This window comes from Tardiphaga sp. 768_D3_N2_1 (assembly GCF_052076105.1).
GTDB lineage: Bacteria > Pseudomonadota > Alphaproteobacteria > Rhizobiales > Xanthobacteraceae > Tardiphaga.
This window is the reverse complement of sequence record NZ_CP197245.1, coordinates 1,417,408-1,432,320: the sequence shown is the minus strand read 5'-3', so window position 1 is coordinate 1,432,320 and position 14,913 is coordinate 1,417,408. Positions and strand designations below refer to the sequence as shown.

At 60.2% G+C, this 14,913-nt stretch carries 10 protein-coding genes; 1 reads left to right on the top strand and 9 read right to left on the bottom strand.

Annotated elements, in window-relative coordinates; all coding sequences use genetic code 11:
• Positions 1 to 396: 396 nt before the first annotated feature.
• The 7 genes from AB8A27_RS06535 to AB8A27_RS06505 form a co-directional block, all read right to left on the bottom strand.
• Entirely contained in the window at positions 397 to 741 is a 345-nt protein-coding gene (locus tag AB8A27_RS06535; protein WP_441241212.1) for a hypothetical protein, read from the bottom strand.
• 124 nt (positions 742 to 865) lie between these two features.
• Positions 866 to 1,903, bottom strand: a complete 1,038-nt coding sequence (locus AB8A27_RS06530; protein WP_441241211.1) for a transglutaminase-like cysteine peptidase — start codon at positions 1,901 to 1,903, stop codon at positions 866 to 868.
• A 224-nt stretch (positions 1,904 to 2,127) separates the two neighbouring features.
• On the bottom strand, positions 2,128 to 3,462 hold the full coding sequence (locus AB8A27_RS06525; protein WP_441241210.1) for an HlyD family type I secretion periplasmic adaptor subunit: 1,335 nt from the start codon (positions 3,460 to 3,462) through the stop codon (positions 2,128 to 2,130).
• Entirely contained in the window at positions 3,449 to 5,635 is a 2,187-nt protein-coding gene (locus AB8A27_RS06520; protein ID WP_441241209.1) for a type I secretion system permease/ATPase, read from the bottom strand. The genes AB8A27_RS06525 and AB8A27_RS06520 overlap by 14 nt, the downstream gene beginning before the upstream one ends.
• 215 nt (positions 5,636 to 5,850) lie before the next feature.
• On the bottom strand, positions 5,851 to 7,434 hold the full coding sequence (locus AB8A27_RS06515) for a TolC family outer membrane protein (RefSeq protein WP_441241208.1): 1,584 nt from the start codon (positions 7,432 to 7,434) through the stop codon (positions 5,851 to 5,853).
• A 391-nt stretch (positions 7,435 to 7,825) separates the two neighbouring features.
• Entirely contained in the window at positions 7,826 to 9,238 is a 1,413-nt protein-coding gene (locus AB8A27_RS06510) for a mannose-1-phosphate guanylyltransferase/mannose-6-phosphate isomerase (protein ID WP_441241207.1), read from the bottom strand.
• Between the two features lie 9 nt (positions 9,239 to 9,247).
• Entirely contained in the window at positions 9,248 to 10,246 is a 999-nt protein-coding gene (locus tag AB8A27_RS06505) for an NAD-dependent epimerase (RefSeq protein ID WP_441241206.1), read from the bottom strand.
• A gap of 256 nt (positions 10,247 to 10,502) precedes the next feature.
• On the opposite strand from AB8A27_RS06505, the gene AB8A27_RS06500 reads away from it, so the two are divergent.
• Entirely contained in the window at positions 10,503 to 11,516 is a 1,014-nt protein-coding gene (locus tag AB8A27_RS06500) for an MraY family glycosyltransferase (RefSeq protein ID WP_441241205.1), read from the top strand.
• Between the two features lie 9 nt (positions 11,517 to 11,525).
• Here AB8A27_RS06500 and AB8A27_RS06495 read toward each other — a convergent pair whose 3' ends face one another.
• Together AB8A27_RS06495 and rfaE1 are read right to left on the bottom strand one after the other, a co-directional pair.
• Positions 11,526 to 13,436 (bottom strand): SDR family NAD(P)-dependent oxidoreductase, encoded by a 1,911-nt coding sequence (locus AB8A27_RS06495; RefSeq protein WP_441241204.1) that lies wholly within the window; start codon positions 13,434 to 13,436, stop codon positions 11,526 to 11,528.
• Positions 13,433 to 14,902, bottom strand: coding sequence for a D-glycero-beta-D-manno-heptose-7-phosphate kinase (gene rfaE1, locus AB8A27_RS06490; RefSeq protein ID WP_441241203.1), 1,470 nt, complete (start codon positions 14,900 to 14,902; stop codon positions 13,433 to 13,435). Before rfaE1 ends, AB8A27_RS06495 begins: the two co-directional genes overlap by 4 nt.
• Positions 14,903 to 14,913 lie beyond the last annotated feature (11 nt).

Sequence of the window (14,913 nt, the reverse complement as noted above, 5' to 3'; positions counted from 1 at the left end):
ATATGGGCGTATCTATTGTAGAACTAAAAAAATATACGGAAAAACGACTTATTTTATACTTGGAGAAACGGCTTCTCATATCGCACCGAACAACGAAATCAGCTCACAACCACCAGCACCCGCGCCAATATTAGACGAGCGTCAGCATTTGCTTTCGCGAGCCGATATCGACAGCCGCGCGAACCGCCGCTTCACGGCCGCCCGTCGCGTGCAAATTCCGAAATGGGACAGTTGCTGGAAGCGCATTCTTGTCACCGCCATATGGCAGGACACCATTCGCAGTTGCGCATCCCGCGATTCGAGATCGCGGACTTGCTCTCGAAGAGTAGACCAGCATCAGCAAGCTGCGCAGATACGCAGCTCACTATCGCTGGAGTCTGGTGATAGGATAAAAGTCTATATGCGGGTCACGACGCACGCGACCGGGCTATACTTGGCCCGATACAGAAGCGCGCGTTCACGAATGCCATCCAGCCACACGCCATGGCCTGCATAGCGATAGCCCTGACCCATCGGGATCAGGCGAACAGGCATTGCACGGTGCGGGGTCAGGTACAGATGGCCGGTGACGATATCACCAGGAAAGGTCACCCGGCCGGAGGTCAGCTTGTAGACTGCCCCATCCTGGCAATCGATGGAGAAAGCGGCGCCCGGAAGCAGGCCTTCGGCATGCGAGACAGTTGTACCGGAGGCCATTCCGGCAGCCACCAACAAACCCAACAGCGTGTGCTTGAAGCGCATCTCAATCCCCTCGTCGACCTCACCCTGGCGCATTAAGAGCCCAAGACGCACGGAAGTACAAGATCGCGAAGCGCATAAAACGCCGATATCAGGCCGATTGTCGGCGTTGTGTTGTCGAACTATCTCAGAGCGCCAGCGGCAAGGAAGAGCCGCCGCCGAAGCCGTCGACCTCGGCCGCGGGCAACATGTCGGTCTCGCTCTCATGATGCGGACGCGCGGCATAGGGTGCGGCGAACAGGCTGACACCTGTGTGGTCGATAGCGAAAAGCGGCATGAAATGCGGCAGATCGCGCGTTTCCGAAAGTCGGGAGTAGCGATTGTCGAGAACCAGCCAGCGGCCATCGACCCGGACTGTCAGCACCGCATGATCCTGGCGAACGGCCATGTCACGCACCAGCATCATCTTGATGTCGGCTTCCGGCACACCCGTTGCGACGAGCATGGCGAATTTGGCGATCGCATAATCTTCGCAGTCGCCAATTCCCGCGGACAGCGTCTCGAGCGGCGAACTCCACAGATCGGCGACGCCGTGCTGCTGATAGTCTCCGACATAACGGATCGCAGTGTTGACGTCGCGATTGATCGCCTCGACACGTGTGCGCAGACCCAACTCGGCGGCGGAACGCGTGACGGTCACGAATTTGCGCGCACCAGCGGCGCAGTTCTCGCTGTCGGCCTTGCAGTCCTCGATCGATTTCAAGTCGGCGCGCATACGTGCTTCGACACCGCGCCACTTCGTCCACAACAGCCCTTCGGGCGCGCGGAAAGTGAACAGGCCGAACGGCTCCTCGCTGGTCGCAGGCAGAACCGCGGTCGGAGACGGTGCATCGCTGATCACCTTGGCGTCGGATCCCTGCGACGCATCCAAGGATGCAATTTCTATATTGCCGGGCTTCGGGCGGTTCTCGCTGTCGCGCTTGGCCATCACCTGGTTGATTGTGAAGAACCGGACCGGCGGCGCGGTCATGCCCACGATCGGCGTGTCCATCACGGGGCGCTCAAGCACCGTCTTCTTCGCGCGTGACTTTGCGAATGCCCCATCGCAAGCGCTGACGCTTACGACACCGGCGAGCACGAACCCCAGCGCACGCGGGAATGCCCGCGCCTGATCGATACGCAACATGACTGACGCCCCGTTGTCCGGAGCATCGGCCGACGTCATTGCGTCGATCCCCGTCCGGATCTTGTGGCATCAGGGATAAATCGGGGGCTGCTTCAGGCTGGTTAAAACACGTCAACCTGTGCGGGTATGTCGTTGAACGCGCTCAATCGGCTACCAACGCATTCGCTCGAATTTTATCGAACCATGCGTTTTAAGAGTTCGTTGACTCTCACGGGCTGGGGCAAGGTAACATACGGAGCACCAACGACGCTCCGTAGCATCCATCAGCGCTCGCGGAACGCCTCGTCACGCAGCATGCGCGCAGGCTTCACGAGATAATCCAGCACCGACTTCTTGCCGGTCAGGATTTCCACCGTCGCCACCATGCCGGGAATGATCGGCAGCGGCTGCTCGGCCGTGCCGAGATGGTTCTTTTCGGTACGAACCATGACGCGGTAAAACGTCTCGCCGCGCTCATTCTTGTCGCCCTTCTCGTCGGTGATCGTATCGGCGCTGATCCGTTCGACCCGGCCGTGAAGCGATCCATAGACCGAAGAGTCGTAGGCGCTGAGCTTGACGACTGCCTCATGGTCCGGACGGATGAAGGCGATATCCTGCGGACGAATGCGGCCCTCGACCAGCAGCGTATCCTCAAGTGGCACGATCTCCATCACGCTAGCGCCAGGCGCCACGACCGCACCAATCGTTGTGACGTTGAGCTTGTTGACGATGCCGTAGACTGGCGAGCGCAGTTCGGTTCGTCGAACGCGGTCCTGTGCCGACTTGATGTTCTCATCGAGGACCGCGAGATCGCCGCGCGATTTCGCGAGGTCATCTTCCGCCGTCGAGCGAAATGCCGTGGTGATGTTCAAAAGCCGCGACTGTGCTTCCTTTACGGCGGCCTCAGTCTTGACGATGGTCGCTTGCACCACCGCGAGCTGGCCACGCATGTCGGTGGCCTGGCGGTCGGACCGCAGCATCTCGATCTCGGGAACGACCTTCTGCTCATAGAGTCGGCGCGTCAGCAAGGTTTCGCGGGTCAGCAGCGTCAGCGTCTCGGAGAAGCGGGTTTCGGACGCACGGAGCTCGTCGATTTCCTTTTTCTTCTGCCACTCCTGCTGGGCAATCACGTCTATGTCCTGCGCAAGCTTGCGCATATGGGCGTCAAATACGCTGCGTTCAGTCTGCACCGCACGCGGTGCAAGTTTCGTGAGATCTTCGGGAAACTCGACGCCAGTCTTGCCGAAGGTCTCTGCTTCCAGTCGGATCACGCGGGCAGCCATGGCACTGCGCCGCTCACGGATTTCGCCGAACTGCGCCGCGAAATTGGTATCTTCGATACGCGCCAGCGGCTGATCTTTTCTGACGATGGCGCCTTCCTGAATCAGCAATTCGCTGATGATGCCGCCTTCGAGTGATTGCACCACCTGGGTCTGACGCGACGGCACCACCTTGCCGTTGCCGCGCTTCACTTCATCCAGCACGGCGAAGTGTGCCCACAGGAGGAACACGACGAGCAGACCTGTGACGGTCATCAACAGCATCCGCGACGTACGCGGCGTGCGCATTTCCATGGCCGCGCGAACGTCGTTCGAAAATGCGAAATCAGACTGCGACATTGACCGGCCTCCCCGCGGCTTGAGGAGCCTGCGGCTGCGGGCGCAAGCGTGTCAGGATTTGATCGGCGGGACCGTCGGCGACGATCTTGCCGTTGTCGAACACGAGAATGCGATCGACCAGCGACAACAGTGACGGACGATGCGTCGAGACAATGATCGACATCTCGCCCTTGGCGAGCGTCTTGAGGCGTTCGAGGAACTCACCTTCGCTGCGCACGTCGAAATGCGCCGTGGGCTCATCGAGGAACAACACGCGCGGCTTGCGGATCAGCACACGCGCAAGACCGATCGCCTGCTTCTGGCCGCCCGACAGGCTGCGCCCGCCCTCGGCGATCATCATGTCGTAGCCCTGCGGATGGCCGGCGATAAAGGTCTCGACACCGGACAGCCGTGCGGCGGCGAGCACTTCCTCGTCCGTCGCATCGGTGCGGCCCAGCGTGATGTTGTCACGCAGCTTGCCGTAGAACAGATCGGTGTCCTGCAACACGAAACCGATACCGGCACGCAAATCCGCCGGATCGTATTGTCTGATATCGATACCGTCGATCAGGATGCTGCCTTCGCTCGGCGGATAGAATGCGGTTGCGAGGCGCCCTACCGTGGTCTTGCCCGAGCCGACGCGGCCAATGATGCCGATCTTCTCGCCAGGCTTCACATGGAACGAGATGCCGTCGAGCGCTTTGGCGGGGCTGTTCGGATAGGAAAAGCTGACATTGCGGAATTCGATGCTGCCCTTGGTGATCTCGCGGGCGACGAAGATCTTTTCCGGTGGCCGCTCGCGCTCCGTCGCCATCAGGCGGTCGATCGAACGCAGGGCCGACATGGTCTGCGTCGCACGCGTCATCACCGAGGCGATGCCGGCGATCGGTCCGAGAATGCGGCCCGACAGCATGTTGGCGGCGACGAGCGCACCGACCGACAGCTTGCCATCGAGAATGAGGAATACGCCGACCACGACCAGCAGCAGGCTGCAGAGTTGCGTCGCCACGCTCGCCGAGGTCATCGCAAGCGACGACCAGAACTGGACGCCTTCGCTGGAGCGCGCTGTTGCGGCGACCGAGCGCTCCCACACTGTCTGCACCCGCCCCTCGCCCGCAACCGCGCGGACGGTCTCGATGCCGCTCAGCGACTCGATGAGGATGCCGTGGCGCGCAGCCGACTCCGCCTGCAGGCGCTTCATCGCACGATCGAGCGGCCGCTGGATCAGCAGGCCGACAATGATCATCACAGGCAGCATCGCGAGCGGGATCCAGGCGAGTGGTCCAGCGATCACGAACAGCACCGCGATGAAGATGATCGCGAATATCATATCTGTTGCCGTCACAACGGTGCCAGACGTGAAGAATTCGCGCACCGAGTCGAAATCGCGCATCTGGTTGGCGAGGATGCCGACCGAGGGCGGACGTTTGTCCATCTTCAGCGCCATCACATGCTCGAAGATGTTCGAGGCAAGCACGACGTCGATCTTCTTGCCGGTCATGTCGATGATGCGGCTGCGGACAACCTTGAGCAGGAAGTCGAAGGCGATGGCCAGCGCGAGGCCGATACCTAGCGCGACCAGCGACGGGATCGCTCCATTCGGAATGACGCGATCATAAACGCTCATGGTGAACAGCGGCGCGGCCAGCGCCAGCATGTTGACGATGAAGGCCGCGATGGCGACATGGCTGTAATTCGAACCGAACCGGCTGACGACAGACCAGAACCAGTGCGACTTCGGCAGATCGCCAGCTGCAATTGCGCGGGGATCGCTGACTGACGCCGGCCGGACGAAATAGACGAAGCCGGCATATTTCTCTTCGACGGCTTCGATGCGCTCCATCGCGACCGCACCGTCACCCGCCGGATTGGCCAACGTGACACGGCCGCTTGCCAGATCGATGCCGCGCAGGATACGCGTCGAACCATCGTGAAACAGAAGCACGGCGGGCAAAACCAGCGCGGGGATATCCTTGAGCGGTCGCTCGTTCAATTCGGCTTCGAGACCTGCTCGCTGCGCGGCGCGCTCATACAGTGCCGTTGTCAGCGCACCGCGCTCAACCGGCAGACCGGCCAGCAATGCACTTCGGCTGACAGCACGGCCGTGATGCGCAGCGAGATAAAGCAGACTGTCGGTTAGCGGATCGGCATGAAGATGCTCGACCTCCGCTACGGGCGCGGCCGGCAGGTCCATTGCAATATCGAACTTGGGTGAGGGAATGTTCAATGCAGCCTCGGAAATTCCAGGCGCCTTGTATGACCCGTACGGGGTCTACTGGCCTTACAAAATATGACTTGCCAGCTTTACAGGCGATCTTTGCAAAGCGCCTGCACTATTTCGCGGTTCAGACGAATTGCTGAACTTACGGTAAACCCTACCGCGGATTGTAAAACTGCGTACTTAACTGGTTAACGGCGCCCTGCAGAAGCGTCGGCCGACACGCTGCCCTGCCCGACCTGGCCCGACGTCATAAACAATGCGTTGGCGTTCGACAGATCTTGCGAGAACCAACGATCACCGAACAGCACGGGTTTCGGTTCCAGCGCCGGTGCGAAAGGCGAGTTCCAGGTCTGGAAGGGCAGAACCGTGTTGAGCGGCTCGGATCCCGGCTCCGGCGCCGTCAGCAGGATCGGTGGCAGGCGATACGGGATCAGGCCGGTTGCACGGCTCTCGATCGGCTCAGACTCCGGGGGCTTGCCGGTTTTCAGATAGGACAGCAGCTGCCCCATGGCCGCGAGCAACTGGTAGTCAGCGAACACCGTGACGCCACGTGCCGACACCAGCGAGACGTTAGCGTTGAAGTACTGGTTCTGCGAATTGAGCAGATCGATCAGCGTGCGCTGACCGAGCTCATATTCCTTGTTGTAGGCCACGAAGGTGCGACGGGCGGCTTCAACTTCACGCACCAGCGCTGCTGCACGTTCCGTCGTGATCGTGCGCGCAGCCCATGCCTTGTCGAGCGACTCCAGCGCATCACGCTGCAGGCGTGCATGGCGCTGCTGCTGCTCGATCATGCGTTCGCCGGCTTCGGCGCGCTTCCATGCATCCTGGCCGCCGCGGAAGATATCCCAGCTGACAACGACCTTGCCGCTGACTTCGTCGCGATTGCCTGGATAGGTGATCGAATCCTTGCCACGCAGCGCGCGGCCTTCCAGGGCCACATTTGGCACGAATGCACCTGCGGTCGAGTCGAAGGCTTTCTTGGCCGCTTCGACATCCGCACCAGCGGCGCGGATCGTCGGATTATATTTGAAGGCAACGTCAAGCGACTCGTTCTTGGTTGCCGGCATATCCGGCAAGCGACCAGGGAAGCGTACGTTGAACGGCTCAAGGCCGACGGTCTTGCGATACTTGGCACGTGCGTAATCGAGGCTGAGGCGGAAATCCGCGACCACAGCTTCCGCCGCAGCCACCCGCTCTTCCGCCTGCTGGGTATCGCCCTCACCCGCACGACCGCCAGCGAAACGCGCACGGACGTTAGCGCGCAGTTCCAGATGAACCTTGAGATTTTGCTCGGCGAGCGCAACCAGCCGCAGATAGCGCGTCACATCGACATAGGCTTCAGCAGCATCGAGCGCGATCAGTTCGGTCCGTTCAAGCACCCGGAACGCAGCAGCGTCGACGCGCGCAGCCTGACGCCAGATGTCGTTGATCGACGCAAAACCGTCGAATACCAGCTGGCGCACCGTTACGGACGCCTCGCTGCCGTTGACATAGGAGCCATTGCCGGCCGGCGCAGGAACGATCGCCCGGTTCAACATCTCGGGGCCGGTATTCGCCTGCAGCCTGATCTGAGGCAGCAAAGTACCCTGGCTCTGGCGAAGTTCCGCTTCGGTGGCACGGCGATTGGCGGACGCCTCGCCGACACCAGGATTCGTCTTTACCGCCTGATTGATGGCGTCAAGAATGAAAAATGGCTCTGCTGCATGAGCGAGCTGGCCGCTCGATCCTAGCAATACAACTACAAGGAAAATCTTTGCGATCTGCTTCATGGATTGAGCGCTAACAAGAAACGGTACTTGCCGCAATCCGAAAGCCACATTTTAGATCGAAAACTGACTCATTGTTGCAAGAATGCATTACCTCGTCCGGCGGCGGGACCATCCGCACATCCGTCATGGCCCTGTCATTTTCGCCCCTGTTTTCAGATATTTATCAATACCTAACAACAGGTTAACACGTTTTCGTGAAGAGCGGGAACCGACCCTAGGGCCGATGAATGCGCGCTGGGCGGCCAGAGCGCGTCCAATTGTGGCAAACGTCGCTATTTCGTAAAATGGAAAAAGATACGACGCAAATGACCGTACGGCATGCTGTCAGCAAAACACTCCGCCAAAATACACCCTCTGGATGTATTGATTCGAGTGTGACGTGTAACGGCAGCTAGCTCCGTTTGTAGTCATCTTCGATGCGAATGATGTCGTCCTCGCCAAGATAGCTGCCCGTCTGCACCTCGATCAGCTCAAGCGGAATTTTACCAGGGTTTTCCAGACGGTGCGTGGCACCGAGCGGGATGTAGATCGACTCGTTCTCATGGACGGTCTTGATCTGGTCGTTGATCGTCACCTTCGCGGTACCACGCACAACGATCCAGTGTTCGGAGCGATGGTGGTGCATCTGGAGCGACAGTCGCTCGCCTGCTTTCACCACGAGACGTTTCACCTGATAGCGCTCGCCATCCTCAAGGGCCTGCACAGATCCCCATGGGCGATGGACCTTGAGATGATCCTCGGTGACCCGCGGCGCGGTGACCTTCAGCTTCGCAACCAGTCGCTTGAGATTGTTGGCATCCTTCTGGCGAGAGACCAGCACGGCGTCGTGCGTTGCCACCACCACGAGATCGTCGACGCCCTCCAGCGCCACCACCGGACCATCGCTGGCCACGTTGCAGTTGCGCGAGTCCTCGAACACCGCCACGCCCTGCGCAGCATTGCCCTGCGCATCCTTGTTGGACAGTTCCCACACTGCAAGCCACGAGCCGACATCCGACCAGCCGCAGGACACCGGCACCACGGCGGCCTTCGTCGTCTTTTCCATCACGGCATAGTCGACAGAGATCGATTTTGCCTTCCCGAAAGCATCCGCATCGAGCGTGAAGAAGCCGAGATCGCGGCCAGCCTTCATTACAGCGCTGGTGATGGTCTCGACACTATCGGCGTCGACACCACGATATTCATCGAGCAGCATGCCCGCTCGAAACATGAAGTTGCCACTGTTCCAGAGATAGCCCGCATCAATATAACCAGTTGCCGTCTCCAGGTCCGGCTTCTCGACGAATTTGGCGACGCTCTTCACCTTGTCAGAAAGCGACTGGCCCGGTGAAATATAACCGTATTCAGTGGCCGGACGCTCCGGCTGCACGCCAAACGTCACGATATGGCCGGCATCGGCAACCACCAGCCCAGCCCGGCACGCCGCGACGAAAGCCGGCACGTCGCGCACCACGTGATCGGCGGCAAGCGCAAGCACGACGGCGTCCTCATCCCGAGCCTGTGCAAAAGCAGCGCCGGCGGCAATGGCCGGGCCTGAATCGCGCCGCGCCGGCTCGAGCAGGATGTCCGCATCGAGCCCGATCTCGGCGAGTTGTTCGCGCACCATGAACCGATAGGCGGCACTCGTGATGACAATGGGACGATCGAACAAGCCAGCATCGGATACGCGAATAACTGTGTCCTGAAAGGTCGAGCGTGGCCCGAACAATGGCAAAAACTGCTTCGGGCGCCCCTCGCGCGAGGACGGCCACAGGCGCGTACCGGCACCGCCACACATGATCAGGGGAATAATGCGCTTGCTCATCAGTCGCTCTCAACCCTTCGCGTTCAGATTACCGTAGTGGCTGCGATACCACGTCACGAATTGCCGAATCCCCTCCTCGATTGAGGTATCCGGTTTGAAGCCGACATCACGCATCAGATCGTCCACGTCGGCAAAAGTCTCAGGCACATCGCCCGGCTGCATCGGCAGCATCGTCTTGATGGCTTCCAGCCCCAGTTCTTTCTCAAGAACCGAGACCACATGCAAAAGGTCCTCCGGCTTGTGGTTACCAACGTTGTAGATTCGCGCTGGCGCCTCGTCCTCGCTCCCCGTCGGCACGTGATCAATCAGCCGCCCGATAGCACCGACAACATCGTCCACAAAAGTAAAGTCTCGCCGCATGTTACCGTGGTTAAACAGCTTGATCGGCTGCTTGTCGAGGATCGCCTTGGTAAACAGGAAGATCGCCATATCCGGCCGGCCCCATGGACCGTAGACGGTGAAAAACCGTAGTCCTGTTGTCGGCAGGCGATAGAGATGGCTGTAGGAATGCGCCATCAATTCGTTGGCCTTCTTCGTCGCGGCATAGAGGCTGATTGGATTATCCACCCTGTCGCTGACGGAGAACGGCTTCTTCTTGTTGGCGCCATAAACCGAGGATGACGACGCATAAAGCAGATGCGCACAGCCGTTGTGCCGGCATCCTTCGAGGATATTGAGAAAGCCTTCGAGATTGGCATCGGCATAGCTGTGCGGCTGCTCGATGGAATAGCGCACACCTGCCTGCGCAGCGAGATGAATGACAACTGGGAATTTGTATTCGCTGAACAGCGCCGAGATCGCAGGACGATCTGCCAGATTCGCCCTCACAAAGGTAAAGCGGGGTTGGCCCTCCAGCAGCTTCAGCCGCGCCTCCTTCAGCGCCGGATCGTAATAGCTGTTGACGCTATCGAGGCCAACGACCGTTCGGCCTTCGGCCAACAGTTGCCGCACCACATGGAAACCGATGAAGCCCGCAGCACCGGTGACAAGAATGGGTTGTTCAGACATCGTGTCCCCAGACATTCGCTAGGAATCGCCACGTTGCATGACGATCCGTGTCGCATTCCATTAGCCATCCAGGCGATGATGCTGCAACACTTCGGTATCGCAGCACCCGATTGCGTCAGAAGCACGGCCTTGATCGCTAGCTATACCGTGAAAACAGGATAAGAAGAGCCGCCGTGCATAACTCCGAACACTTTGTCCCATTGCGACCCAAATCTTCCCTGCAACGCATGTCATTCCTGCGCCCAATGTCATCCCTATGTCGTCATTCGAACTGATTACAACCTTCGTCGCTCTGGTTGTGGCCGCCGTTCTGTCCGCGGCTTGCATCAAGGCCATTCATCCGCTGCTGATCCGCTACGCAATGGCGCGACCGAATGCCCGATCGTCCCATAAGGTACCGACACCGCAAGGCGCCGGTATCGCGGTGATATCAGTCACACTGCTGCTAGCCGGGCTTTCGATTGCGGTTCTCCCCGTTTCAGCGACACCGGCACTGTGGGTGCTGTTTGGTGCAACAATTCTGATTGCCACCATTGGCGCTATTGATGATCTGCGTCCGATTTCCGTGACGCCGCGACTGCTGCTGCAAGCCGCCAGTATTGCCGCGGTCCTGTATGCCCTGCCCCCAACACTGCAGATCGCACCAGACCTGCCTCTCTGGATCGAACGCGGCTTGTTGCTGCTGGCCGCACTCTGGTTCGTCAATCTCGTGAATTTCATGGATGGGCTCGACTGGATCACAGTGGCCGAGGTGATTCCGATCACCGCGGCGCTGGTGCTGATTGGCTTCTCCGGGCAACTGCCATTATCGACGGCACTCATCGCCGCTGCACTTTGCGGCGCCACACTCGGCTTCGCGCCTTTCAATCGGCCGGTTGCAAAGATGTTTCTGGGCGACGTCGGCAGCCTCCCTATCGGGCTCTTGCTGGCCTGGTGCTTCCTGCAACTGGCCTATGCGCATCATCTGGCTGCCGCCATCCTGCTGCCGCTCTATTACCTTGCCGATGCGACCATCACCCTGCTCCGGCGGCTGGCAAAACGCGAGCCCGTATGGCTGGCGCATCGCTCGCACTTCTATCAGCGTGCGACGGACAATGGCTTCACCGTGATCGAGGTGGTGCGAACGGTGTTCGTGCTCAATATCGGCCTGGCCGCGCTCGCTGGCGTCTCGATCTATTGTCGCTCGGCTATCGCCGACGTTGCCTTGCTTGCGCTGGGCGGTGCCGCTGTCGCCCTGGTATTGCGGGCCTTCTCGACACCGCGCCGCTGACGCAGTCTTTTACTGCACCAGCGCGCGATATTCCGGCACCGCATCCTTCAGTGTTGCCACAGCGACTTCGTGCTCGTCCGCATCAATAGCTTTCCGTAAGATCGCAAGCCAGCTATTCAGCGTCTCCAGCGGCAATTCGTTCGGGCGCGCGGCAACAATGCCGGCGATACCGATCTCACTGGTCGGCTCCTGCTCGGCGAACAGGATCTCGTTGAGCCGCTCGCCCGGTCGAACACCGGTGAACACGATATCGATATCGTAGCCGGGCTGAAGACCGGAAAGCCGGATCATGCGGTCGGCGAGATCGACGATCTTCACCGGCTGCCCCATGCTGAGCACATAAACCGATGCATCGGCGTGCTGCGCATTCATCGCATGGGTTGCCGCGGTGACGACCAGATCGCATGCCTCGCGGATGGTCATGAAGTAGCGCACCATATCGGGATGCGTCACCGTCACCGGCCCGCCGGCTTCGATTTGCGCCTTGAACTTCGGCACGACGGACCCATTCGACGCCAGCACATTGCCGAAGCGCACCGAGATCAGCCGCATGGGCGATTTGGCGGCCTTGCCGCTGATGGCGTCGCCATCGAGCGCCTGGCAATACATCTCGGCGAAACGCTTGGTCAGTCCCAGCATCGACACCGGCTCGATGGCCTTGTCGGTCGATATCATCACCATTGCATCCGCGCCCGATGCGAGCGCCGCATCGGCGACGTTCACGGAGCCGAAGATGTTGGTTTTGACGCCCTCGCCCCAGTCGCGCTCCAAGATCGGGACATGTTTCAGCGCCGCAGCATGAAACACCGCATCCGGCTTGAAGGTGATCATCAGCTGATGAATGCGCTCGCGATCCCTGACATCGGCGATGCGGCCTTCGATCACCGCGCTGGAGACCTTGGCCGCCAGCTTTTCCATAGCCGCATGAAGCGCCGGCTCTGAATTCTCGATAATGAGCAGCCGCGCCGCACCGAAAGTGATGACGCGGTCGCAGATCTCGTAACCAATCGAGCCGCCACCGCCGGTCACTACCACCGCCTTGCCGCGCACGAAATTTTCCAGCCGGGCATAGTCGATCCTGACGCTCGGCCGCAACAACAGATCTTCAACCGCCACGGGCGCCAGTTGCGGCGTGTCGCGGCTTTCTTCCAGCGACGGAATCCGGCTGACCGTCAGCCCGAGCTTACGCGCGCGCATCAATATCGATTCGGGCAGCGCCTCCGCTTCAAACGCCGATGGCGTCATCACGACCCGTTCGATCGGGCGTTGCCGCGTGCTGAAGTCTTCAACGACATTGCCGAGATCGTCGATGCCGCCGAGGACCGGCACCCCTCGGATCGCCTGCCCACGATCGGACATCGCCGGCGACAAGATACCAACCGGCCACATACGTTTGACGGCACCACTCTCGATGCCGCGCAAGAACACCTCGGCATCGGCCGCACGGCCAATCAGCAGGGCCGGCGACGCATCCATCGCGCGAGCCTGATTGCGCGTTCGCGTATAGCGGAAATAGCGGTAGGCCAGTCGCGATCCACTGAGAAAGAAGATCTCGATGAACCAGTAGATGATGATCGTTGTCTTGCCGAGAAAGAACGTGCCGTACACGTTCGGCGCCAGGAAGATGTAGTCGAGCACCAGAAGCGCGCCCGTCAGCACCGTGGATGCCTTGATGATGTTCAGCAGGTCGGGCAGCGAGATAAAGCGCCACTTCGTCGTGGTCAGATTGAAGACGTAGCAGACGAAAAAGCTGAACACCACGAAGTACGGCAGGATCCTCAGCAACAGGGGGAGCCGATCCCACAGGTTCTCACCATCGAAACGCAACACGAAACTCAGAACAACCGCAGCTGCCGTGACGATGGCGTCATGGATGGCAATCATCCAGTTGCGCGCGGTAAACTGTGTGATGCGTGTCATGACTGTCCGCTGCGCGCGCGCTCGACCAGCGATGTCGTGCTGTGGCCTTGCAGGATATCGATCAGGATCACCTCTCCGCCGTTGGCGGCGACGACCTCATGGCCGACCACCTGCTCTCGCGTGTAATCGCCGCCCTTGACCAGCGTCGCCGGCGCGATCTGCGTAATCAGGTTCAGTGGGGTATCCTCTTCGAAAATCACGACCAGATCGACCGCCTCCAGCGCCGCAAGCACCTCGGCACGGGCGCGTTCGTCCTGCACCGGGCGCCCTTCGCCCTTCAGCCGTTTCACAGAGGCATCGCTGTTGAGGCCGACGATCAGGCGATCACAGGTCGCGCGCGCTGCCGTCAGAACCTTGACATGGCCAGGATGCAGGATGTCGAAACAACCATTGGTAAAGCCGATCCGCAACTGCTGCTTGCGCCAATCCGCGAGATGCGCGTCGAGCTCAGTCGATGCCACGATTTTCTCTTCGGCGGCCAGAAACGCATGCGGCAAAATCCGGCGGCGCAGTTCTGACGGCGTCACCACCGCCGTTCCCTGCTTGCTGACCGCAACTGCGGCAGCAGCAGTCGCGGCCCTCAATGCCGCTTCCCAGTCAGCCCCGGCCGCCAGCGCCACAGCCAGCATCGCCGCTACCGTGTCACCGGCACCCGAGACATCCCGCACCTTGACCGGCAGCGCCGGAACATGGATGGCCTCGCCGTCGCGCGGCACCAACGTCATGCCATGCTCGCTTTGGGTGACCAGCATCGCGGCGCAATCCGCCAGGATCATCGCTTCCTGCGCCGCCGTCGCGATGTTGATGTCGCTGTCCGCACGGCTGCGCGTCGCTTCGGCAAATTCCTTGCGGTTCGGCGTCAATAGCGTCGCACCACGATAAATCGCGAGATTGGCGCTCTTCGGATCAACGATGACACGTTTGCCGAGCGCCTTCGCCGCATCGATAACGTTTCGGATCACCCGCGCGGTCAACACGCCCTTGGCATAATCGGACAGCAGCACGATATCGGCGCGCGCGATCTGCGGCAGGATCGTATCGATCAACTGTTTTTCGATGCCGGCAGACGCTGGTGCCGCCAATTCCCAATCGGCCCGCAGCATATGTGTCGAGAAATGCTCGGACACGAAGCGCACCTTGCGCGTCGTCGGGCGCGATGAATCCACGACCAGCAATGCTTCGATCAGAGATTCCTGCGCGAGCGCATTCTTGAGCGTTACGCCGGCATCGTCCTCACCGACCAGACCGACAAAGATACATTTCGCGCCAAGGGCGGCAATATTGCGCGCCACATTGCCGGCGCCACCGATATTAATCTCGCTGCGCTGGACTGCGATCACCGGCGCAGGCGCTTCCGGCGAAATTCGCGACACCTCGCCATAGACGAATTCGTCGAGCATCAGATCGCCGACGCAGAGCACCGTCTGGTCGGCAATCGCATGCGACAGGGTGTCGAAATCAAACATCAAACCGGTAC

Coding starts and splice junctions, on each gene's coding strand:
- AB8A27_RS06535 (WP_441241212.1), bottom strand. CDS start 741: ATGCGCTTCAAGCACACGCTGTTGGGTTTGTTGGTGGCTGCCGGAATG.
- AB8A27_RS06530 (WP_441241211.1), bottom strand. CDS start 1,903: ATGACGTCGGCCGATGCTCCGGACAACGGGGCGTCAGTCATGTTGCGT.
- AB8A27_RS06525 (WP_441241210.1), bottom strand. CDS start 3,462: ATGTCGCAGTCTGATTTCGCATTTTCGAACGACGTTCGCGCGGCCATG.
- AB8A27_RS06520 (WP_441241209.1), bottom strand. CDS start 5,635: ATGGACCTGCCGGCCGCGCCCGTAGCGGAGGTCGAGCATCTTCATGCC.
- AB8A27_RS06515 (WP_441241208.1), bottom strand. CDS start 7,434: ATGAAGCAGATCGCAAAGATTTTCCTTGTAGTTGTATTGCTAGGATCG.
- AB8A27_RS06510 (WP_441241207.1), bottom strand. CDS start 9,238: ATGAGCAAGCGCATTATTCCCCTGATCATGTGTGGCGGTGCCGGTACG.
- AB8A27_RS06505 (WP_441241206.1), bottom strand. CDS start 10,246: ATGTCTGAACAACCCATTCTTGTCACCGGTGCTGCGGGCTTCATCGGT.
- AB8A27_RS06500 (WP_441241205.1), top strand. CDS start 10,503: ATGTCGTCATTCGAACTGATTACAACCTTCGTCGCTCTGGTTGTGGCC.
- AB8A27_RS06495 (WP_441241204.1), bottom strand. CDS start 13,436: ATGACACGCATCACACAGTTTACCGCGCGCAACTGGATGATTGCCATC.
- rfaE1 (WP_441241203.1), bottom strand. CDS start 14,902: ATGTTTGATTTCGACACCCTGTCGCATGCGATTGCCGACCAGACGGTG.